The organism is Cellulomonas wangleii (assembly GCF_018388445.1).
Lineage (GTDB): Bacteria > Actinomycetota > Actinomycetes > Actinomycetales > Cellulomonadaceae > Cellulomonas > Cellulomonas wangleii.
The window spans coordinates 105,555-127,059 of the sequence record NZ_CP074405.1; the positions used below are offsets into that span (position 1 = coordinate 105,555).

16 protein-coding genes and 1 riboswitch are annotated in these 21,505 nt (G+C 76.1%); of the genes, 7 read left to right on the forward strand and 9 right to left on the reverse strand.

Annotation, left to right across the window (positions count from 1 at the left end):
• The first annotated feature begins 64 nt into the window (after positions 1-64).
• Both KG103_RS00475 and KG103_RS00480 read left to right on the forward strand, forming a co-directional pair.
• Complete coding sequence (locus KG103_RS00475; RefSeq protein WP_207340133.1) at positions 65-517, forward strand: (deoxy)nucleoside triphosphate pyrophosphohydrolase; 453 nt, start codon at positions 65-67, stop codon at positions 515-517.
• A gap of 221 nt (positions 518-738) precedes the next feature.
• The gene (locus KG103_RS00480; protein WP_207340134.1) at positions 739-1,173 is read left to right on the forward strand and encodes an Hsp20/alpha crystallin family protein; all 435 of its coding nucleotides are present in this window, start codon (positions 739-741) and stop codon (positions 1,171-1,173) included.
• Positions 1,174-1,381: 208 nt separating this feature from the next.
• Here the strand turns inward: KG103_RS00480 and KG103_RS00485 are convergent, their stop codons facing one another.
• From KG103_RS00485 to KG103_RS00520, 8 genes are all read right to left on the reverse strand, one after another.
• Entirely contained in the window at positions 1,382-2,536 is a 1,155-nt protein-coding gene (locus tag KG103_RS00485) for a MalY/PatB family protein (protein ID WP_207340135.1), read from the reverse strand.
• Between the two features lie 143 nt (positions 2,537-2,679).
• Positions 2,680-5,028 (reverse strand): 5-methyltetrahydropteroyltriglutamate--homocysteine S-methyltransferase, encoded by a 2,349-nt coding sequence (gene metE / locus KG103_RS00490; protein WP_207340136.1) that lies wholly within the window; start codon positions 5,026-5,028, stop codon positions 2,680-2,682.
• A complete protein-coding gene (locus KG103_RS00495; protein ID WP_207340137.1) occupies positions 5,025-6,140 on the reverse strand; it encodes a methylenetetrahydrofolate reductase in 1,116 nt (371 codons plus the stop codon). Before KG103_RS00495 ends, metE begins: the two co-directional genes overlap by 4 nt.
• A 64-nt stretch (positions 6,141-6,204) precedes the next feature.
• A riboswitch (SAM riboswitch) is annotated at positions 6,205-6,311 on the reverse strand.
• A 122-nt stretch (positions 6,312-6,433) separates the two neighbouring features.
• Positions 6,434-6,646: a hypothetical protein gene (locus tag KG103_RS00500; RefSeq protein WP_207340138.1), complete on the reverse strand. Its 213-nt coding sequence runs from the start codon at positions 6,644-6,646 to the stop codon at positions 6,434-6,436.
• A gap of 51 nt (positions 6,647-6,697) precedes the next feature.
• Positions 6,698-7,303, reverse strand: a complete 606-nt coding sequence (locus tag KG103_RS00505; RefSeq protein WP_207340139.1) for a DNA-3-methyladenine glycosylase I — start codon at positions 7,301-7,303, stop codon at positions 6,698-6,700.
• Between the two features lie 124 nt (positions 7,304-7,427).
• The gene (hrpA, locus tag KG103_RS00510; protein ID WP_207340140.1) at positions 7,428-12,011 is read right to left on the reverse strand and encodes an ATP-dependent RNA helicase HrpA; all 4,584 of its coding nucleotides are present in this window, start codon (positions 12,009-12,011) and stop codon (positions 7,428-7,430) included.
• Positions 12,012-12,167: 156 nt separating this feature from the next.
• The gene (locus KG103_RS00515) at positions 12,168-12,893 is read right to left on the reverse strand and encodes a DUF1361 domain-containing protein (RefSeq protein WP_207340141.1); all 726 of its coding nucleotides are present in this window, start codon (positions 12,891-12,893) and stop codon (positions 12,168-12,170) included.
• 77 nt (positions 12,894-12,970) lie between these two features.
• Positions 12,971-14,752, reverse strand: coding sequence for a lipase family protein (locus tag KG103_RS00520; protein WP_207340142.1), 1,782 nt, complete (start codon positions 14,750-14,752; stop codon positions 12,971-12,973).
• A 151-nt stretch (positions 14,753-14,903) separates the two neighbouring features.
• Between KG103_RS00520 and KG103_RS00525 the strand changes: the two genes are divergently transcribed.
• The 5 genes from KG103_RS00525 to KG103_RS00545 all read left to right on the forward strand — a co-directional run bounded on the left by KG103_RS00525 (position 14,904) and on the right by KG103_RS00545 (position 21,014).
• Positions 14,904-15,455 carry a hypothetical protein gene (locus KG103_RS00525; protein ID WP_207340143.1) on the forward strand — a complete coding sequence of 184 codons (552 nt, stop codon included), beginning with the start codon at positions 14,904-14,906 and terminating at the stop codon, positions 15,453-15,455.
• Between the two features lie 43 nt (positions 15,456-15,498).
• Positions 15,499-16,017, forward strand: a complete 519-nt coding sequence (locus tag KG103_RS00530; RefSeq protein WP_207340144.1) for an aminoacyl-tRNA deacylase — start codon at positions 15,499-15,501, stop codon at positions 16,015-16,017.
• A 200-nt stretch (positions 16,018-16,217) separates the two neighbouring features.
• A complete protein-coding gene (locus tag KG103_RS00535; RefSeq protein WP_207340145.1) occupies positions 16,218-16,571 on the forward strand; it encodes an STAS domain-containing protein in 354 nt (117 codons plus the stop codon).
• A gap of 55 nt (positions 16,572-16,626) precedes the next feature.
• Positions 16,627-17,796, forward strand: a complete 1,170-nt coding sequence (locus KG103_RS00540; protein WP_207340146.1) for an exonuclease SbcCD subunit D — start codon at positions 16,627-16,629, stop codon at positions 17,794-17,796.
• Positions 17,796-21,014: an AAA family ATPase gene (locus tag KG103_RS00545; RefSeq protein WP_207340147.1), complete on the forward strand. Its 3,219-nt coding sequence runs from the start codon at positions 17,796-17,798 to the stop codon at positions 21,012-21,014. Before KG103_RS00540 ends, KG103_RS00545 begins: the two co-directional genes overlap by 1 nt.
• Positions 21,015-21,032: 18 nt before the next feature.
• Here KG103_RS00545 and KG103_RS00550 read toward each other — a convergent pair whose 3' ends face one another.
• Positions 21,033-21,449 carry a hypothetical protein gene (locus KG103_RS00550; RefSeq protein ID WP_207340148.1) on the reverse strand — a complete coding sequence of 139 codons (417 nt, stop codon included), beginning with the start codon at positions 21,447-21,449 and terminating at the stop codon, positions 21,033-21,035.
• Positions 21,450-21,505: the final 56 nt, after the last annotated feature.

Consider the following 21,505-nt stretch of genomic DNA (forward strand, 5'->3'; position numbering starts at 1 on the left):
TGCGGGCGGACTGCCGTCCGTCCCTCGTGACCCTGCTGTGATGCGCGGCTGGCAGACTCGTGCCATGACTCCTGTGCTGGTCGTGGCGGCAGCCGTCGTCGACGACCTCGACGACCCGCGTCTGCTGCTCGCCGCGCGTCGTGCCACCCCCGCCAGCCTCGCCGGCCGGTGGGAGTTCCCCGGCGGCAAGGTGGAGCCGGGTGAGACGCCCGAGGAGGCCCTGCACCGCGAGCTCCGTGAGGAGCTCGGCGTGCGCGTGGGCCTCGGCGTCGAGCTGCTCGGCCCCGACGGCGGGGTGTGGCGGCTGTCCGACCAGTACGTCATGCGCCTGTGGTTCGCCGAGGTCGTGGAGGGCGAGCCCGAGCCGGTCGTCGAGCACGACCAGCTGCGCTGGCTGCCCACCGGGCAGTGGCTCGACGTGCCGTGGCTGGACGCGGACGTCCCGATCGTCGAAGGGCTGCTCGAGTTCGTCGCCGGGTTCGCCAAGGACGCGCGCTCCGTGGACCGCTCCGCCTGAGCCGCGGACGCCCTGCCCGCTGAACGCGGACTCGCCGTCGTGCGACGGCCGAGCCGGCCGCCGCTCGGCCTGTTCGCCGTGAGCGAAATCGGCCTCCTGAACGGTTGGCACTCTCGACCCCCGAGTGCTAATTCTTGAGGTGTAGCCAGCCGGCGGCCGAGCCCGCCGGGAGCACCGGGGCACCGGGAGGTCCGGTCCCCACGTCGAGGAGGTGATGGGCCGTGGCTACTCGTTTCGACCCGTTCCAGGAGATGGACCGCGTGCTCGCACAGGTGCTGGCGTCCGACCGCGCGTCGGCCACGATGCCGATGGACCTGTACCGCGACGGCGACCACTACGTCCTGAACGTCGACCTGCCGGGCGTCGACCCCGGCACCGTCGACGTGAGCGTGGACGACCGCACCCTGACCATCCGTGCCCAGCGCAGCGCCCGCCCCGAGCACGACGTCCAGTGGCTCGCCAAGGAGCGCCCCGTCGGCCAGTACGCGCGGCAGCTCACGGTGGGCCGCGGCCTGGCGCTCGACCGCATCAACGCCACCTACGCCGACGGCGTGCTGACCCTCACGGTCCCCGTGGCCGAGGAGGCCAAGCCGCGCCGCATCGAGGTCCAGCACGGCACCGGCACGACGCCCATCGAGGCCGGCTCCGCCGACTGACCGGCGCTCCGAGCGCCCGGGTACCAGGGCTGGATCGCTCCGGGAGCGATCCAGCCCTTTCCTGTCGGAGGGTGGTTGAGCACCCCTGGGAGGCCGGCCGTCCGCTGCTGCGGGGGCGACGTCGCGCGGCGCGCGGGATGGGTCAGCGCGGCGCGCGGGATGGGTCAGCGCGGCGCGCGGGATGGGTCAGCGCGGCGCGCGGGATGGGTCAGCGCGGAGCGGCGAGCGTCGTCGTGAGACGGTCGAGGGCCTCCGTCAGGATCCCGGTGGACGTCGCGAGGTTCAGACGGACGTGACCCTCGCCGCCGGGTCCGAACGTCGGCCCCGCGTTCACGGCCAGGCGCCCGCGCTCCAGCAGGAGGCGTGCCGGATCGGCCCCGGTCGACGCGACGGCCGGCACCTCCCGCAGGTCCAGCCAGGCGAAGTACGTCGCGGCCGGGCGGTGCCACCGCGCCTGCGGCAGCCGGTCGGCGAGCGTCGCGGCGACGAGGTCCCCGTTGCTCCGCACGGCGGCGAGCACGTCCGCGAGCCAGGCGTCGCCCCGGCGGTAGGCCGCCTGGTGAGCGATCGACGCGACGTGGCTGACACCGTGGCCGACGATCTCCGGCAGGCGGCGCAGGTCGTCCGCCGCGGGGCCGGGGATCGCCAGCGCCGTCTTGAGGCCCGCCAGGTTGAACGCCTTGGACGCCGAGTGCAGCGCGATCGCGTCCGGGATCACGGTGGTCGTCGGCACGAACGGCTCGTCGCCCACGACCAGCGGGGCGTGGATCTCGTCGGCCACCACGCGCACGCCGTGGCGGGTCGCGAGCTCGCCGACGCCCCGCAGCTCGTCGGCGGAGTGGAGCGTGCCGGTCGGGTTGTGCGGGTGGCACAGCAGGTACGCGCGCGCGTCGCGGAACGCCCGGTCGAGGGCGTCGAGGTCGAGACGACCGGCGGGCGTGAGCGGTGCGTCGACCACGCGCCGGCCGGCGTGCTCGACGAATGCGCGGAACGGCGGGTACACGGGCGGGTTCACGACGACGCCGTCGCCGGGCGCCGTGACCACGGCGAGCACCTCCGCCGCACCGATCATCACGTCCGGCACCATGCGGGTGCGCTCCACGGGGACGTCCCAGCCGTGCTGCCGCGCGGCGAACTCGGCGAACGCCTCGGCGTACGCCACGCCCCGAGGGCTGTTCGGGCCCGGTTCGTAGCCGGTGTCACCTGCCGCCACCGCGGCGGTGGTGGCGTCCACGACCGCGTCGAGCGGGAGGACGTCCATCTCGGCGACGAACGCGGGCAGGACGTCGTCGGGGTAGGTGTGCCACTTCAGCGAGGTGCGCCGCCGCAGGTCGGCGACGGTGACGTCGAACGGTGAACCCATGCCCGCAGGGTAGGGCTGCCGCGGGGTGGCCCGCCCGCCGCGCCGGGCGGGGGAGGGCTGGAGCGCCCTCGCGCGGGCCCCGGAGCGACGGCGAGGCCCCGGTCGCCGGGTGGCGGCCGGGGCCTCGGGTCGTGCCGGGGGCGTCAGAGCGTGGCGCGCACCGTGCGGGTGGCGGCGACCAGGTGCTCGAGGGAGGGGGTGACCTCCTCGTAGCGGCGGGTCTTGAGGCCGCAGTCCGGGTTGACCCAGAGCTGGTCGACGGCGATGGTGCGGACCGCCTCGGTGAGCAGCTCGGTGACCTCCGCCTCCGAGGGGACGCGCGGCGAGTGGATGTCGTAGACACCCGGGCCCACGGCGCGCGGGTACCCGGCCGCGGCGATGTCGCCGAGGATCTCCATCTTCGAGCGCGCGGCCTCGATGCTGGTCACGTCGGCGTCGAGGCCGTCGATCGCGTCCATGATCTCGCCGAACTCCGAGTAGCACAGGTGCGTGTGGATCTGGGTGTCCGGGCGCACGCCCGCCGTCGAGAGACGGAACGAGCGGACCGACCAGTCGAGGTACGCGGCGTGGTCCTTCTCGCGCAGGGGGAGCAGCTCGCGCAGCGCGGGCTCGTCGACCTGCACGACCGCGATGCCGGCGGCCTCGAGGTCGGCGATCTCGTCGCGCAGCGCCAGGGCGACCTGGTTCGCGGTGTCACCGAGCGGCTGGTCGTCGCGGACGAACGACCACGCCAGGATCGTCACCGGGCCGGTGAGCATGCCCTTCATCGGCTTGGCCGTGAGGGACTGCGCGTACTGCGCCCACGCCACCGTGATGGGCGCGGGCCGCGACACGTCGCCCCACAGGATCGACGGACGCGTGCACCGCGACCCGTACGACTGGACCCAGCCGTTCTGCGTGACGGCGAACCCGTCGAGGTTCTCGGCGAAGTACTGGACCATGTCGTTGCGCTCGGGCTCACCGTGCACCAGCACGTCCAGGCCGATGCGCTCCTGCAGCTCGACGACGCGGCGGATCTCCGCCTTCATCTCGTCCTCGTACTGCCCCGCCGTCAGCTCGCCCTTGCCGAAGGCGGCGCGCGCCTTGCGGATCTCGGGGGTCTGCGGGAACGAGCCGATGGTCGTCGTCGGCAGCGCCGGCAGGTCGAGGCGGGCGGCCTGGGCGGCCTTGCGCTGGTCGAACGGGCCGCGGCGGAACTGCTCGTCGGTCAGGGCGGCGGCACGCTCGCGCACCTCCGGACGCACGACGCCCGGGGCCGTCGCGCGGGAGCGCACCGCGTCGGACGCGGCGAGCAGCTGCTCGTGGATGGCCTCGCGGCCCGCGGTCAGGCCCTCGGCGAGCGTCGCGACCTCGCGGACCTTCTCGTCCGCGAAGGCGAGCCAGGAGACCAGCGTGCGGTCGAGCGCCGGCTCGTCCTCGAGCGTGTGCGGGACGTGGAACAGCGACGTCGACGTGCCGACGGTGACCGCGGCGGCGCCGAGCGTCCCGAGCTGCTCGAGGACCGCGAGCTTGGCGTCGAGGTCGGCGCGCCAGATGTTGTGGCCGTCGATCACCCCGCCGACGAGCGTCTTGCCGGCGAGGCCGGGGACGGTGACGGTCGGCGCGTCGCCGCGGACGAGGTCGAGCGCGAGGCCCTCGACGTCGGTGGCCGCGACGACGGGCAGCGCGGCACCGAGGTCGCCGTACGGGGCGGCGAGCAGGATGGCCGGGCGCTGCGGGCGGGCGAGCTCGGTCGCCAGTGCGCGGTAGGCGCGCGTCGTGGCGTCGGCGAGGACCTCGGCGGAGACGCCGACGGAGTCGGAGACGAGCGCGGGCTCGTCGATCTGCACCCAGGTGGCACCGGCGGCGGCGAGCTCGGCGAGCAGCCGGGCGTACACGGGGAGCAGGTCGTCGAGGCGGTCGATCGGCGAGAAGCCGGCCGGGGCGTCCTCCGTCGGCTTCGCCAGCGCGAGGAAGGTGACGGGACCGACGACCACGGGCCGGGTCAGCACGCCGTCGGCCAGCGCCTCGGCGAACTCCGCGACGGGTCGGTCCGACGCGTAGCGGAACGCGGTGTCCGGGCCGATCTCCGGGACGAGGTAGTGGTAGTTCGTGTCGAACCACTTCGTCATCTCGAGCGGGAGGTCGTCGCCGCGGCCGCGGGCCACGGTCGAGTAGCCGGCCAGGTCGAGGCGGCCGTCGGCGTCCTGCAGGTCGGCGAACCGGGCGGGCACGGCGCCGACGAGCGCGGTCGCGTCCAGCACCTGGTCGTAGAACGAGAACGCGCTGGGGATGGCCGGGGCGTCGGTGGCCAGCCCGAGCTCCGCCAGGCGGGTGCGGGTGCGGCGGCGCAGGTCGGCCGCGACGGCCTCGACCTCGTCGGCCGAGGTCCGGCCGGCCCAGAACGCCTCGAGGGCCTTCTTGAGCTCGCGGCGCGGGCCGATGCGCGGGTAGCCGAGGACGGAGCCTGCGGGGAAGGCCGGGGTCGCCGGCGCGGGCGTGGTGTCGGTCATGACAGGGTTCCTCGCGGTGTCGTCGTGGTCGCGTCGGCGGGGGTGCCGTCGGGCGCGGTGAGGTCGTGGGCGGCGACGGTGCTGCGGCGGCCGCCGACGAGGTCGGCGCCGTCGAGCAGGTCGAGCGCCGCCTCGTGCTTGTTGAAGGTGTAGACGTGGACGCCGGGCGCACCGCCGTCGAGGACCCGGTTGACCAGGTCGACGCCGGCCCGCGTGCCGCGGCGGTGCCGCTCGACGGGGTCGTCGGTGGAGCCGAGCAGGTCGAGGAGACGGTCGGGCACGGGGACGCCCGTGAGCTCTTGGACGCGGTGCAGCCGCGCGGGGTCGGTGGTCGGGATGATGCCCGGCACGATCGGGATCGTGACGCCCGCGGTGCGGGCCTCGGCGACCAGCCCGAGGTAGGCCTCGGCGTCGAAGAAGACCTGCGAGATCGCGAAGTCCGCGCCCGCCTCCTGCTTGGCCAGCAGCGCCTGGACGTCCTGGGCGCGGGTGCCGCCGGTGGCGTGGTTGCCGCGGGGGAACGCCGCGACCGCCACGGACAGCGGGCGGACGCGGGCGCGCACGGCCTGTGCGGCGCTGCGGCCGCACCGGCGGCGCTCGATCTCGCGCAGCAGCTCGACGAGCTCGGCGGCGGTGTGCACGCCCTGCGGGTGCGGCCGCCAGTCCGGCTCGCCCGCGGGCGGGTCGCCGCGCAGCGCGAGGAAGGAGCGCACGCCCTCGTCGAGGAACTCCTCGACGATCGTGGTCACCTCGTCGCGCGAGGTCCCGACGCAGGTCAGGTGGGCGATCGGGTTGAGCGACGTCTCGCGCAGCAGCCGGCGGACGAACGCTCGCGTGGTCTGCCGCGTGTGGCCCGACGCCCCGTAGGTGACCGACACGAAGTCGGGCTCGACGGACTCGAGCTCGCGCACGGTCGCCCAGAGCCGGGGGGCGGCGTCCGGGTTGCGCGGGGGGAACAGCTCGAAGGAGACCGTGGGGCGGTCCAGGGCGCCCGCCGGGTCGGTCCGACGCCGTGCGGCGCGGGAGGGCTCCGGCGCCGCCGACGCCGGCCCGGACGCCGCCGCGGAGCTCGTCGGCGGGGCGGTGGTCGGGATCTCGGCCACGACGCTCATCGCGCCGGACGCGCAGCTGTCGGGCGGGACGCCCCGCACGAGGGGTCGGTGGCACGGTTGCGCACGCTCATCGTCACTCCATCGTTCCTGGCGGAAGCACCCACACCCTCACGAGGAGGGGGGTTGCTGCGGCGTCGTCGAGCCAGGTCTCTCAGCCGCTCTGGATGGTCGCCGAGGATCGTACGCCTGTGCCCGGATGGCGGACAGCGCTACTCGGAATGTGAGACGCCCTCGTCCGGCCCGCAGGCGTCGCGGGCGGTCGTCGACGGCGGCGCTCGCCGGCCCCCTGCAGGTCAGCGGCGCCGACGCTGCAGGACCGAGCCCTCCCGGCTCGTGCGCTGGTGCGGCAGCCCCGGGGACGAGGTGGGGACCAGGACGGGGACCGCCAGCAGACCGTGCTGGACGGCCTCGAGCACCACGGCGTCCGCGTCGTCCTCGCTCAGCCACGCGTCGTGCGCGGCCCGTACGGCCGCGTACCGCCCGTCGAGCTCCCGATCCTCCGCCATGCGGGCACACTAGCCGCGAGGTGGGCCCGTGCCGAGCCCGTGGGCGCGCTGTCACCCTGGGGGAGTATCGGCGCCCGTCGCGGCGGCCGCCCCCCGCCGCACCACGACGCAGCCCTCGAGGTGGTCGTCCACCACCCCGCACGCCTGCATCGCCGCGTACGCGGTGGTCGGGCCGACGAACCGGAACCCGTGGCTCTTGAGCTCCTTGGCCAGCGCGGCGGAGTCCGGCGTGCTGGACGGCACGTCCGCGAACGTGCGGGGCCGCGGCCGCGGCCCGGGCGCGTACGACCACAGCAGCTCGTCGAGGGTGCGCCCGGACGCGTGCAGCGCGAGCACGGCGCGCGCGTTGGCGACGGTCGCCTCGATCTTGGCGCGGTTGCGCACGATCCCGACGTCGGCGAGCAGCCGCTCGACGTCGTCCTCGCCGAACCGGGCCACCGCCTCGGGGTCGAACCCGGCGAACGCCTCCCGGAAGGCGGGCCGCTTGCGCAGGATCGTGATCCAGGCGAGCCCGGACTGGAACGCCTCGAGGGCGAGGCGCTCGTACAGCGCGTGCTCGTCGTGCACGGGCACGCCCCACTCGTCGTCGTGGTAGGCGGTGTAGAGGGGGTCGCTGCCACCGAAGCAGCGGAACGGCGGCGTGGGTGCTGACGTCATGCCCCGAGTCTGGACCGGCCTCCCGACGGCCCGCGCCCCGCGCGGCGGCGCGGTGGGGACCCGCGCGCGCCGCAGGGCTGTGGGCGGCCGGACGAGCGCCGGGGCCGCCGGCGCACGGGAGCCGTCAGGTCAGGCCGGCGAGGGTCTTGCGGATGCGCGTGGGGCTCACGGGCACCGGCGTGCCGAGCTGCTGGGCGAACAGGCTGACGCGCAGCTCCTCCAGCAGCCAGCGGACGTCGTCGAGCGTCGCGTCGCGGGCCGGGTCGGGGGAGGCGGTCCGGGCGCGCTCGCGGGCGCCCGTGTACAGCTCCTCGACGTCGTGCACCTGCCAGGCCAGGTCGGCGTCGCGGGTGGGGTTCTCGGCGGCCTTGGCCAGGCGGTGCCGCGCGGCGCGCAGGTAGCGGACCAGCTGCGGCAGGCGCTCGGCGCCGACCTCGGAGACGAACCCGTCGTGGACCAGGCGGGCCGACTGCTCCCGCACGTCCTGCGCGGTGGCGAGCAGCGCGAGGCTGTTCGCGCCGCGGACCTCGGCGTCGAGCTCCCGCGACGCGGTGAGCACGGTGACGAGGTCGCCGACCACGCGGTGCACGTCGTCCTCCAGGCCGTCGCGGACGGCCGCGCGCAACGTCGCGTACGCCTCGGCGTCGCGTACGTCCCGTGCCGTCCGCCCGCCCAGGTGGCGGGCCACGAGCCGGTCGATCGACGCGAGCTGCACGTCGGCGACCAGCGCGTCGGTGCTCGGGTACGGCGACGCGGCCAGGGCGAGCGCCTGCGTCCCGCTCCAGCGGCTGGTCACCCGTGCGGTCGCCAGGCCGACGTCGAGCAGCAGCAGCCGGCGCAGACCGCGGCGCGCGGCCGCCTGCGCGACGGCGCCGTCGGCCAGGACGCGCAGCGCGACGCCCGCCCGCGGGCCCGTGCCCTCCTCGACGATCGTCGGGTAGGCACGCACGACGCCGCCGGCGGCGGTGGTCGCCTCGACCACGTCCGGCAGCGGGGCGGGCAGGTCGGGCCAGGTCGTCAGGCCGGTGCGCTCCAGGTCGGGGGTCGGGGCGCCACCGGGGCCGGGGGTCGGTCCGGGGCGTCCGGTCGCGCGCGGGGTGCCGCCCGGGCCCGGCTGCTTCCCCGCGTCGGCACCGCGGGCCGGGCGACCGGACCGCTCGGCGTCCCCCGCAGCCGGGGTGGTGGTCGCGGGCACGCCCGCCTGGGCGGCGGCCTCCTCCATGGCGGCGCGCACGGCCGTGCGGACGGCGGACGCGACGGCGTCCTGCGCGCGGTCGGCGTTGCGGCGCTGCAGGGCGAGCAGGTCCTTGCCCTCGTCGATGACACCGCCGCGGTCACCGACCACGCGGAACGTCATGCGCAGGTGGGCGGGCAGGCGGTCCTCGTCGACGGCGTCGGGGGGCACCTCGACGTCACGCAGCGCACGCACGGCCCGGGCGAACATCTCGCGGAACGACGGGGCGGCGTCGCCGGCGCGCACGGTGTCGACCCACGACGCGGAGTGCTCGTCGAGCCACGCGTCGACAGCCCGCGCGACGTCCGGCGCGGGCACGAGCTGCACGCGCACCGGCTTGGGCAGCGCGCGGATCGTCGCCGTCAGCAGCTCGGCGCGCATGCCGGGGACCATCCAGTCGAACCCCTCGGGCCGCACGCGCGGCAGCTGCGAGATCGGGATGTGGACGGTGACCCCGTCGGCCTCGGTGCCGGGCTCGAACTGGTACGTCAGCGGGAACGACAGCTCACCCTGCGGCCAGCGCGACGGGAACGCGTGCTCGTCGATCTCGGCGGCGTCCTCACCGACCAGCAGGTCGCGCGTGAACGACAGCAGGTCGGGGTCGGCGCGCCTCGCGGACTTCCACCAGGTGTCGAAGTGCCGCGCGGAGACGACCTCCGGCGGGATGCGCGCGTCGTAGAAGTCGAACAGCGCGTCGTCGTCGACGACGAGGTCCCGGCGGCGGGCGCGCGCCTCGAGCGCCTCCGCCTCGTCCAGCAGGCGGCGGTTCTCGTGGAAGAACGCGTGGTGCGTCGTCCACTCGCCCTGCACGAGCGCGTGCCGGATGAACAGCTCGCGGGCCTGCTCGGGGTCGGTCCTCGCCAGCAGCACGCGGCGCTGCGCGACGACGGGCACGCCGTACAGCAGCACCTTCTCGTTGACCATGGCCGCGCCCTGCCGCGTCGACCACGCCGGCTCCGAGTACGTGCGCTTCACCAGGTGCGCGGCCGCCTCCTCGACCCAGTCCGGGTCGACCTTCGCGACGTCGCGCGCCCACAGCCGGGACGTCTCGACGAGCTCGGCGGCCATCACCCACGACGGGGGGCGGCGTGACAGGCCGGACCCGGGGAAGATCGCGAAACGCGCTCCGCGCGCGCCCAGGTACTCGTTGCGGGCGCGCGCGTCGGGGCGGCGGGGCTTGCCGTCGCGGCCCTTGGGCGCGTTGCCGGCGGCTACGTCGGTGACGAGCTGCATCCCGATCTGCGACAGCAGCCCCGGCAGCATCGCGCGGTGGATGGTGTCACCGTCCCACGTCCAGCGGGTCTGCACGGCGTCGGGACGCTCGACGGTGCCGGCGTCCTGCGTCGGCGCGCCCGTCGGGGTGTGCCGTCCGCCGTCGCGACGCCCGTCACGCCCGTGCCCGGCGGCGGCCGGGACGTCGTCGGACGTCGGGGTGGGGGCGCCCTTGGCGTGCACGCCCAGGCCCTTGGCCATCTCGCGCAGCTGCGTGACGACGTCCTGCCACTCGCGCACGCGCAGGTAGTGCAGGTGCTCGGACTTGCACATGCGCCGGAACGCGGACCCGGACAGCTCGCGCTGCCGGTCGCGCAGGTACGTCCACAGGTTGAGGTAGGTGAGCAGGTCCGACGACGGGTCGGCGAAGCGGCGGTGCAGGGCGTCGGCGGTCTCGCGGGACTCCGCGGGGCGCTCGCGCGGGTCTTGGATCGACAGGGCCGCGGCGATGACGAGCACCTCGCGCGCGACGCCGCGGCGGCCGGCCTCGACGACCATGCGCGCCAGGCGCGGGTCGATGGGCAGCTGGGCGAGCTGGCGGCCCGTCTCGGTCAGGCGCGTGCGGCCGTGGACCTCCTCCAGCGCGTGCAGCTCGGTCAGCAGGGCGACGCCGTCGCGGACCGACCGCACGTCCGGCGGGTCGACGAACGGGAAGTCGACGACCTCGTCCGGGGACGTCACGACGCCCACCGCGATCATCTGCAGGATCACGGACGCCAGCGACGTGCGCAGGATCTCCGGCTCGGTGTACTCCGGGCGGGACTCGAAGTCCTCCTGCGAGTACAGGCGGATCGCGATGCCGGGCGCCACACGCCCCGAGCGCCCCGAGCGCTGGTTGGCCGACGCCTGCGAGACCGGCTCGATCGGCAGCCGCTGCACCTTCGTCGCCTTGGAGTACCGCGAGATGCGCGCGGTCCCGGGGTCGACGACGTACCGGACGCCCGGCACCGTCAGCGACGTCTCGGCGACGTTGGTCGCCAGGATCACGCGGCGGCGCGTGTGCGGCTCGAAGACTCGGCGCTGCTCGGCGGCCGACAGCCGCGCGTACAGCGGCACGATGTCGACGCCGTTCGGGTGCTTCGGGTCGACACGCGGGCCGAGCGAGCCGCGCAGCGCGTCCTCCGCGTCGCGGATCTCGCGCTCACCGGACAGGAACACGAGGATGTCGCCCGGGCCCTCGGCCATCAGCTCGTCGACGGCCTCGGTGATGCCCGTGACCATGTCGCGGTCCGGGCCGTCGTCGGGGGACAGCGGCTGGTACCGGATCTCGACCGGGTAGGTGCGGCCGCTGACCTCGACGACCGGGGCCGGGACGCCGTCGGGGTGCGCCGCGGTGGGCGGGCCGGCGAAGTGCCGCGCGAACCGGTCGGAGTCGATCGTCGCCGACGTGATGACGAGCTTGAGGTCCGGGCGCTGCGGCAGCAGCCGCGTGAGGTACCCGAGGATGAAGTCGATGTTGAGGCTGCGCTCGTGCGCCTCGTCGATGATGAGCGTGTCGTACATCCGCAGCATCGGGTCGCGCTGGATCTGCGCGAGCAGGATGCCGTCGGTCATCACCTTGACGAGCGTCGAGTCGGACGACTCGTCGGTGAACCGCACCTGGTAGCCGACGACGCCGCCCAGCGGGACGTTCAGCTCGTCCGCGATGCGCTCCGCGACGGTGCGGGCCGCGATCCGCCGGGGCTGCGTGTGGCCGATCTGGCCGGCGCGGCCGCGGCCGAGCTCGAGCGCGATCTTCGGGATCTGCGTCGTCTTGCCCGAGCCGGTCTCACCCGCGACCACGACCACCTGGTGGTCGCGCAGGGCGTCGGAGATCTCCCGGCGGCGGGCCGAGACGGGGAGCTGCTCGGGGTAGACGATCGCGGGGAGGGCGACCGCGGCGCGGGCCTCGGCGGTGCGCGCGAGGCGGGCGTCGTCGCGGCGGGTGCGGTCGGCGCGGGCGGGCTTGCGACGCTCGTCGCGACGAGGGCGGCCGCGGTCGTCGTCGGCGCGGCCGCGGGATCCGTCACCGGCGGCACGTTCGTCGCGACGTCGCCCCTCGTCGCCACGTCCCGGACCCTGACCCCTGCCGCGGCCGCCGCGACGACGACCCGTGGGCGTGCTGCGGGCGTCCGTGCCGGTCGCGTCCGCGCCACCCTGCGCGGCAGCGCCCCCGGGGGACGTGCCCTCGGGGGCGGCGGGGGTGGGATCGGACGTGCTCACGACCGTCCATCCTCGCAGGACTCTGCGCGACGGCTCATCCTGATACCGCCGACGGGCGCACACGCCGGGCGTGCGGGGTCCCCTGTGCCGAGAGTCCTGGCTCCACGACTGCACCGCGTACGGCATCGTGCGGGAGATGTCGCACACGGCCTGCCATCAGGTCGTCGCCTGCCGCACGGACTCCACGTCGACGAGCCCCTGCACCACGGGCCCGATCATCACCAGGTACATGAGCGCGAAGAACAGGGCCCCGAGCAGCGTGAAGCCGATCGCGTTGCCGACGGCGCCGGGTCCGCGCAGGTGGCCGAGCACCTTGCGGACGAGGTGCGGGGGGTGCTTGACGTCCCAGGAGTTCAGGCGCACGTGCCGGCCCAGGTAGATGCCGAACGCGACGAGCACCAGGAGCACGCCCTCGATGACGCGCGCCGACGTGCCGGCCAGGGGTGTCGCGGTGTCGTCCCCACCGACCACGAGCAGCACCAGCACCATGAGGAACACGTTGAGCACGGTCGTCAGCACGCCGGACATCGCCAGCACGAGGACGAGCAGCACGTCGTACCACTCGGGCACGCGCTCGCCCTCGCGGCGGTGGTTGAGGTTGAGCTCGGTGATGAGGTAGCCGGAGTTCGGCAGCAGCAGCAGCCACACCAGGCCGAGCACCACGGCGACGGCCCACACCGCCGGCCGCGGCACGCCCACGACGACCAGCGGCAGCACCACGACGACGGCGAGCCCGAGGACCACCAGCGGCGCGACCGACAGCACGAGGTTGAGCAGCATCGGCCGGTACAGCCGGGTCCGGTAGACGGGCGCCCGCGCGACGACCAGCGCGGCGGCGAACACGTTCATGAGCAGGACGCCGATGATGAGGCTGGTCAGCACGCGTGCTCCCTCGTCCGGAAAGCGCCCATCATGGCGGCACGGGCACCCGCGCTCCAGGGACGGGCACGCAGGGACCGTCAGGGGCAGGTGTCGGTGGCCGGCGCCCCTGCGAGCCGGTCGCGCGTCCACCCGACGAGGTCCGGGACCAGCGGGGAGTCCGCCTCGACCAGCGCGACGTGGTCGAGCCCGTCGTAGGTGCGGTGCTCGACGGCGTAGCCGGCGGCGCAGCGCGCGGCCACGTACTCGTCCTGCGAGGACGCGACGACGATCGAGTCGGCCGTGCCCTGCGCGACGAGCAGCGGTGCGGCGATCGGCCCGGACGGCACGTTCTGCGTCAGCCGGTCGCCGAACGCCCCGGTGAACGGGTCGGCGTGCGCCCACACGGGCTGGTCGAGCAGCAGCGCCGTCAGCGCGGACACGACGACGCCGCGGTCGGCGAGGCACCGGTGCGCCATCTCCCCCACCACGGTCCGGGCACCCGGCCGCACGACGTCGGCGAACCGCACGTCCGGGTACGTGGCGGCGTAGCCCTCGGCCAGGTAGGCCGCGAACAGCGCGCCCACCGACACGTCCGGCAGGTGCGCGAGCAGGGCGGACGGGTTCGACGCGGGCGCCAGCGCCGCCACGCCGAGGACGTCGACGTCGGGCGCGTAGTCGGGTGCCACGATCCCCGTCCACAGCGCCGCGCCGCCGCCCTGGGAGTGGCCCCACACGACGTTCCGGTCGCTGAGCGTCACGTCGTCCAGCTGGTGCGCCGCGCGGACGGCGTCGAGCACGTCGTGCGCGGCGGGCTCCCCGACGAGGTAGGCGTGCGGACCCGCCGTGCCGAGACCCGCGTAGTCGGTCGCGACGAGCGCCCAGCCCTGCGCGAGCACGTCGTCCTGCACGAACAGCGCGCCGGCGGCCAGGCCGTCGGGCAGCACGGACGGTGCGCAGCCGGGTGTGACGCCCGTCGTGCCGTGCGCCCACGCGACGACGTCCGCGGGCTCGCGGGCGTCACCGGTCGCCGTGTCCGGTGCGACGACCAGGCCCGAGGCGACCGTCGGCGTGCCGTCGCCGCGCGTCGTGGTGTAGAGGATGCGCCACGCGGTGGCGCCGTGAGGGATCTCGGCGCTGGTGAACGGCTCGCTGCGCAGGAGGCGCCCGGGGGCGTCCGGGACGTCGGCGGGTGCGGCGTAGAAGTCGTCGGGGCGGGCGGTGCCACCGTCCAGGGCGACGCCGACCGCGGCGAGGGCGAGCGTCGCGACGAGCGCGGCGACGTTCACGACGAGCCGCCCGCGTCCCGGCCGGGCGCGGCGGTCCTGCCGCGACGGGCGGCGCCGCAACGTGCCGCGCAGCGCGGCCGCGACGCCGCGGATGCCGGTCACCAGCACGCGGATCCCCACGAGCACGGCCACGACCAGCACGGTCACGTCGGGCCACGCGAGTGCCAGGACGCCGAGCACGACCGACGTCACGCCCGACAGCGCGGCGTTCGCCCGGCCGGTGCCGCAGCCCCGCCGGGCGGCCAGGGCGTCCAGCGCGCCGTCGACGACGAGCGCGACGCCCACCACGCGGGCCAGCACGGCGATCGTCGGCCCGGGCCAGACGACCACGACGCCCGCGGCCAGCAGGTACGCGACGCCCGCGAGCCACCACCAGCGTGCCGCCGCGCCCGCGTCCGAGGCCGCGGTCGGGCGGTCCGCCACCAGGTGGACGACCCCCAGCGCGGTGAGCCCCGCGACGACCGCGACGACGAGCACCGCGAGGGACACGAACGGCCGCAGCGCCAGGACGGCGCCCACGGGCACCGCCAGCGACGAGACGACGAGCAGCGCCCACCGCGCGCCCGGGTGCGCACGTCGCGCGGGCTGGACCATGGCGTGAACGTAGCGACCCGCGGACGCTCGTCGTGCATCAGGTCGTGATCGCGTCGCGCGGGGTGGTCCCGGGAGGGAGCGGCCCGCGTGCGGATGAGAGAGTGCTCACCTTTTCGGGTGATCCGGTCCTCGTCCGGTCGTGGAGGGCGGCATGCTGGTCCCTGGGCGATTCGTCCGGATCGCCGCCGACGTCGACGGGAGCGCCGTGCTCGCACAGCCGTGGCCGCCCCCGGCCCCGGGCCCGCGGCAGCCTCGCGACGCGCACGGGTCCGTGTGGGCCAACGACGTGGGACGTGCGCTCGTGCGGCGCGCGGGACCGCCGTTCCCCACCGTGGACGCGGTGGCCCCCGCGGGGTGGCCCACCGCCGACCCCGCGACCCGCCGCCGTCGTGGTCAGGGGCAGCGCGGTGAGCGCGACCCGTGGGTCTCCGACGGTCCAGAGCCCGACGCGCCGGCGCGCGCCCGTCCGCTGCCCGCGCGGTGGCTGCCGCAGGAGGAGTGGATCCCCGACCCCGCGCCGGCCCCCGAGCAGCGCTGGACGCCGGAGCAGGACTGGCTCGGTCTCTTCGCCGCGCAGGCCGGCCCGCGGCCGGCCGACGAGCACGCCCTCCCGCCGCCGCCCAGGGGTCGCGGGTGGCTCGTCGCGGTGGCGGCGGTGCTGCCGCTGGCGCTGGTCGCGGCGCTCGTCGCCGCCCTGGCCTGACGGCGCCCCGGACCGGTCGCGCCCGCGTCGCTACCGTGGGCACGTGAGCGACGCGACCCCCGGCCCCACCGCCGCCCCCGACACCGAGCTGCGGACCGACGGTGAGCGGCGCACGGTGCAGGCGCTGGACGCCGCCGCCATCCCCTACGTCCGGACGCGGCACGGGCGCGTCGGGTCTCTCGCGGAGGCCGCCGCCGCCCGCGGCATCGAGCCGGCCGACCTGGTCAAGACCATCGTCGTGCGCCGCGGTGAGGACGACTTCCTGCTGGTGCTGCTGCCCGGCGACCGTCAGATCTCCTGGCCGCGGCTGCGCGCCCTGCTCGGCGTCTCGCGGCTGTCCATGCCGGACGCCGCCGTGGCCAAGGACGTCACGGGCTTCGAGCGCGGCACCATCACCCCGTTCGGGACCACCCGCACCTGGCCGGTGGTCGTGGACCGGCGCGCGACGGGGCGGCGCGTGTCGATCGGCGGCGGCGGTCACGGCGTCGGGATCGAGCTGGCGACCGACGACCTGGTACGTGCGCTGGGTGCCACCGTCGCGGACGTCAGCGACGACGGCTGACGCCGCGCAGGTCACGTCCCGGTCACAACCGACCGGCGGTCGGGGTGCCGTCCGGGAACACCGACGGGTCCGGTCGTGTTGGCAGGCAGCGAGGCGTCGTCCCGCCGCGCCGATGTGGGCGGTGGTGGGTACCGTCTTCCCGCCCGTCGCACCCCGGTACGACGACGTACCGGCCCGAGGCACGAGGAGCACGAACGCCCATGACCGAGCTCACCAGCGCGGCACTCGAGAGCACCCCCGACCCGACGGACCACGAGATCCGTGTCGAGCACCGCGGGGGTCGGGCCGTCGTGTGCCTGGTCGGTGAGATCGACGCGTCCCTGCGCGAGTCGGCCTCCGCGTCGATGGGCATCGCGCTGATGAGCGGGCTGCCGCTCCTGGTCGACGCCAGCGAGGCGACGTTCATCGACTCGTCGGGCGTGGCGTTCGTGCTGCAGCTGCACCTCGCCGCGTCCGAGGCGGGGGTCGACCTGAGGCTGCACGACCCGCACCGCGTGCTGCGCGACCTGCTCGACATGGTCGGTCTGGGAGAGGCGGTCCCGGACGACGTGTGACGCGCGGCCGCGGGTCGACCGCGGCGATGTCGGACCGCTCGGTTACGTTCCGGGCATGCGGTTGCTGCACACGTCGGACTGGCACCTGGGGCGCTCCCTGCACGGGGTCGACCTGCTCGACCACCAGGCCGCGTACCTGGACCACCTGGTCGACCTGGTGCACGCGGAGCGGGTCGACGCGGTCGTCGTCGCGGGCGACGTGTACGACCGGGCCATCCCGCCCGTGGAGGCCGTGACCCTGCTGTCCGACACCCTCGCGCGGCTCGCCGAGCACACCACCGTCGTGGTGACGTCGGGCAACCACGACTCCGCGACCCGGCTCGGCTTCGGGTCCCAGCTCATGCGCGAGCGCGTGCGGCTGCGCACGCGCGTCGCGTCGCTGGCCGAGCCGGTCGAGGTGGGTGACGTGCTCGTCTACGGGCTGCCGTACCTCGACCCGGACGTGTGCCGGGCGGAGCTCGCACCGGTCGACGCGACGGGCACGCGCACGCTGCTCGCGCGCTCGCACGAGGCCGTGACGTCCGCCGCCATGGCGCGCGTGCGGGCCGACGCGGCGACCCGGCGCGGGTCCGCGCGGCCGCGCGTCGTGGTGGCCGCGCACGCGTTCGTCGTGGGCGGCCGGGCCAGCGAGTCGGAGCGGGACATCCGCGTCGGCGGCGTCGACCACGTGCCCGCCGCGGTGTTCGCCGGCGCCGACTACGTCGCGCTGGGCCACCTGCACGGCCCCCAGGTCGTCACCGGGCCGGACGGCACCGTGCTCCGGTACTCCGGCTCGCCCCTCGCGTACTCGTTCTCCGAGCAGCACCACACCAAGTCCTCCGTGCTGGTGGACCTGTCCGGGGCGGCGCCCGTGACGACCCTCGTGCCCGCGCCGGTGCCCCGCCGCCTGAGCGACGTGACCGGCCCGCTCGACGACCTGCTCGGCGCCGCCGGTGAGCCGTACGTCGGGGACTGGGTGCGGGTGACGGTGACCGACGACGCGCGCCCCGCCGACCTGTTCCGCCGTGTCCGCGAGCGGTTCCCGCACGCGCTGGTCGTGCAGCACCGGCCCGCGCGGCCCGACGAGGAGCGTGCGCGGCCCGTGCTGGTCACGGCCGCCGCCGACCCGGTCGAGGTCGCCGCGGACTTCGTCGCGCACGTCACCGGTGCCCGGCCCACGGCCGCGGAGCGTGCGGTGCTGCGTGCCGCGCACGAGCACGTCGCCGCCGCGGAGCGGAGCGCCTGATGCGGCTGCGCTCGCTGACCGTCCAGGCCATCGGCCCGTTCGCCGACCGGCACACCGTGGACCTCGACGCCCTCGGCGCGTCCGGGCTCTTCCTGCTCGAGGGCCCCACGGGCGCGGGCAAGTCGACGCTCATCGACGCGATCGTCTTCGCGCTGTACGGCAAGGTCGCCGGCGCCGACGCCTCGGACGAGCGGCTGCGCTCCGCGTACGCGGCCGACGACGTCGAGAGCGTCGTCGACCTGGTCTTCGAGGTGCCCGCCGGCATCTACCGCGTGCGCCGCACGCCCGCCCACCAGCGCGCCAAGCGCCGCGGTACGGGCACCACGACCGCACAGGCGAGCGTCAAGGCGTGGCGGCTGCCGCCCGACGCCGACGTGTCCGGCGGCCCCGACGCCCTCGACGGCGTCGGCGTGCTGCTCGGCACGCGCCTGGACGAGGTCGGGGCCGAGCTGCAGCGCGTGGTGGGGCTGGACCGCACGCAGTTCGTCCAGACCGTGGTGCTGCCGCAGGGGGAGTTCGCGCGGTTCCTGCGCGCGACCGGCGAGGAGCGCCGGGTGCTGCTGCAGAAGATCTTCGGCACGCAGGTGTACGAGCAGATGCAGCAGCGGCTCGCTGCCCTGCGGGCCGAGGCCGCGCGCACCGTGGAGGCCGCGCGCGGGCGCCTCGGGGAGTCGGTCGCGCACCTGCTCGGCGCGTGCGCCGGGGGACCCCAGGAGCAGGACGCGGCCCGCGCCGCGCTCGAGGAGGCGGTGCTCGCCACGCCCGCCGCACCCGCGGTCGGCCAGGTGCTCGCCACGCTCACGGCCGGGCTGGACGCCGTCGCCGACGCGCTGACCCGCGAGGCGGACACCGCGCGCGGCGCGTGCGAGGCGGCGCAGGCGGTGCACGAGCAGGCCCGCGCGACGGCCGCGCTGGTGGCCCGTCGCGACGCGCTGCGCGCGGAGCACACCCTGCTCGACGCCGCCGCCGCCCGGCACGCCGACGACGTGGAGCGCCTGGGCCGGGCACGGTCCGCCGCGGCGGTGCGTCCGCTGCTGACGGGCTGGGAGGAGGCCCGCACCACGCACGCGTCGGCCACCAAGGCGCTGGTGGCGGCGGCGGACGTCGCACCCGCCGACCTGCTGCCCGCGGACCTGCCGACCCTCGACGTGCCGCGCGACCTGCCGACCCTCGACCTGCCGACCCTCGAGCTGCCGACCCTCGCCCCGCAGCCGGGTGACCCGGCGGACGGCGACCCGGCGGCGCTCGGGCTGCCGGCGGAGCTCGGACTGCCGGGTGCGCTCGGCGAGGACGCGCTCGGCGCCTGGCGGCCCCACCTGCGGGCGGAGCACGACGCGGCGGCGGCCGCGGCCGCGTCGCTGCGCCGTACCGTCGACGTCGAGGCAGGGCTCACCGAGCGGCGCCGCGCGGTCCGTGACCTCGCGGCCGTGCTCGACGACCTGCGGGCCGAGGTCGACGCGGCCACGACGTGGCTCGCGGACCGTCCGGCGGCGCGGGCCGTGCTCGAGCAGGAGCGCGACGCGGCACGCGCGCAGGCCGGGCGGGCGGACGCGGCCGAGGCGGCGCGCACCGCCGCCCGCGCGCTCGTCGCCGACGTGCAGGCCCTCGTCACCGCGCGGGCGGACCTGGCGACGGCCGAGGCCGCCGTCGCCGCCGCGGCCCAGGACGCCCGCGCCGCGCTCGGCGCCGAGGCCACCCTGCGGGCCGCACGGGTCGCCGGACTCGCGGGTGAGCTGGCAGCGGACCTGGCGGACGGGGACCCGTGCCCGGTGTGCGGCGCCTGCGAGCACCCCGCGCCGGCGACCGTCGGCGCCGACCACGTCACGGCCGAGCAGGTGCAGGTTGCCGAGCAGGCGCGGGCGGACGCCGAGTCCCGGCTCGCGGCGGCCGGCGCACGGCGCGCAGGGCTCACGGAGCGGGTCGACGGCCTCGCCGCGCGCACCGGTCAGCACGACACCGGGTCCGCCGGGGCGGCACTGCGCAGCGCCGACGCCGAGGTGGCAGCGGTGGCCGCCGCGGCCGCGCGGGTGACCGAGCTCGACGCGCAGCTGACGGCCCACGACACGGCCACCCGACGCCGCGAGGCCCTGCGGGACGAGGTGCTGGCGCAGGTGCGTGCCGCCGAGGTGACGCTCGAGACGGAGCGCGACGCGCTGGGCCGCGCCGAGGCCGAGGTCGTCGAGGCGCGGGCGGACCACCCGACCGTCGCCGCCCGGCACGCTGCGCTCGAGGCACGCGCACGGCAGGCCGTCGACCTGCTGGACGCGCTGGACGCCGAGCGCTCGGCCGCCGCCGACGCGGGCCGCCGCCGTCGGGAGCTGGACGCCGCCCTGGCCGAGCACGGCTTCGCCACGGACGCCGCCGCGCGCGACGCGTGGTGCCGCGCGCCCGAGCTCGCGGAGCTCGAGCGGCGCGTCGTCACGCACACCGCCGACCTCGCGCGCGTGACCGCGGGGCTCGCGGAGCCCGAGGTCGCCGCGCTGCCGGACGACGTGACCGTCGACGTGGCCGGTGCCCGGGCCGCCGAGGTCGCCGCCCGTCAGGTCGCCACGGACGCCGACGGCCGGGCGCGCGTGGCGGCGTCCCGCGCCGAGGCGGCCGGTGACGGCGCCGAGCTCGTCCGCCGCGCCGCGGAGGGTCTCGACGCCGCCGTGGCCGCGGCCGCGCCGGTCACCCGGATGGCGAACCTCGCGTCCGGCACCGGCTCCGACAACGCGCACGCGCTGTCGCTGGCCACGTACGTGCTGGGCCGGCGGTTCGAGGACGTGGTGGCCGCGGCCAACGAGCGGCTCGCGGTCATGTCCGACGGGCGCTACGAGCTGGTGCGCTCCGACGAGAAGGAGGACGTGCGCGCGCGGGCGGTGGGCCTCGCGATGCGTGTCGTCGACCACCGCACCGAACGCGCGCGCGACCCGCGCACCCTGTCGGGGGGCGAGACGTTCTACGTGTCGCTGTGCCTCGCGCTCGGCATGGCCGACGTCGTCACCGCCGAGGCCGGGGGCGTCGAGCTCGGCACCCTGTTCGTCGACGAGGGCTTCGGGGCGCTCGACCCGCACGTGCTCGACCAGGTGCTCGCCGAGCTCGGTCGGCTGCGCCAGGGCGGCCGCGTCGTCGGCATCGTGTCGCACGTCGAGGCGCTCAAGCAGGCCGTGGCCGACCGGATCGAGGTGCGCCCGACCCCGGGCGGACCCAGCACCCTCACCGTCCTGGCCGGCTGACCCGCGGCGACCGCCGCGTCACCACGTCCAGCCGCGGGCGGCCAGCTCGACCTCCTCGCGGAACCGCTCCTGCGGGTCCCCGAGCGCGGCGGGCCGCACCTCCACACCCGCGAGCCGGCACGCCTCGGCCAGCAGCTGGTCGTACGCGAGCTGCGAGGCGATGATCCGCTCCGCCCGGGCGAAGGTGTGCTCGTCCACCTCGAGGCGGCGCACGTGGTCGGCCACGGCGCCCAGCCGCTCCTGCACCCGCAGCGTGAGGAAGGGGTCGTACGGGTCGGGGCGTCGCCGGCGCAGCCGTCCGGCCAGCGCCTCCAGCCGGTCGGCCAGCGCGGTGCGCCAGCGTGGGGGCTCGTCCGGCGAGGGGATCAGTGACCACACCAGGCACAGCAGCACCGTCGGGGCCACCGAGATGAGGATGAGGAGAGCCCAGGTCATCGCGCCTCCGTCGTACGTGCCACCAGCCTAGGCAGCGGATGTGACGTGTGCCACAT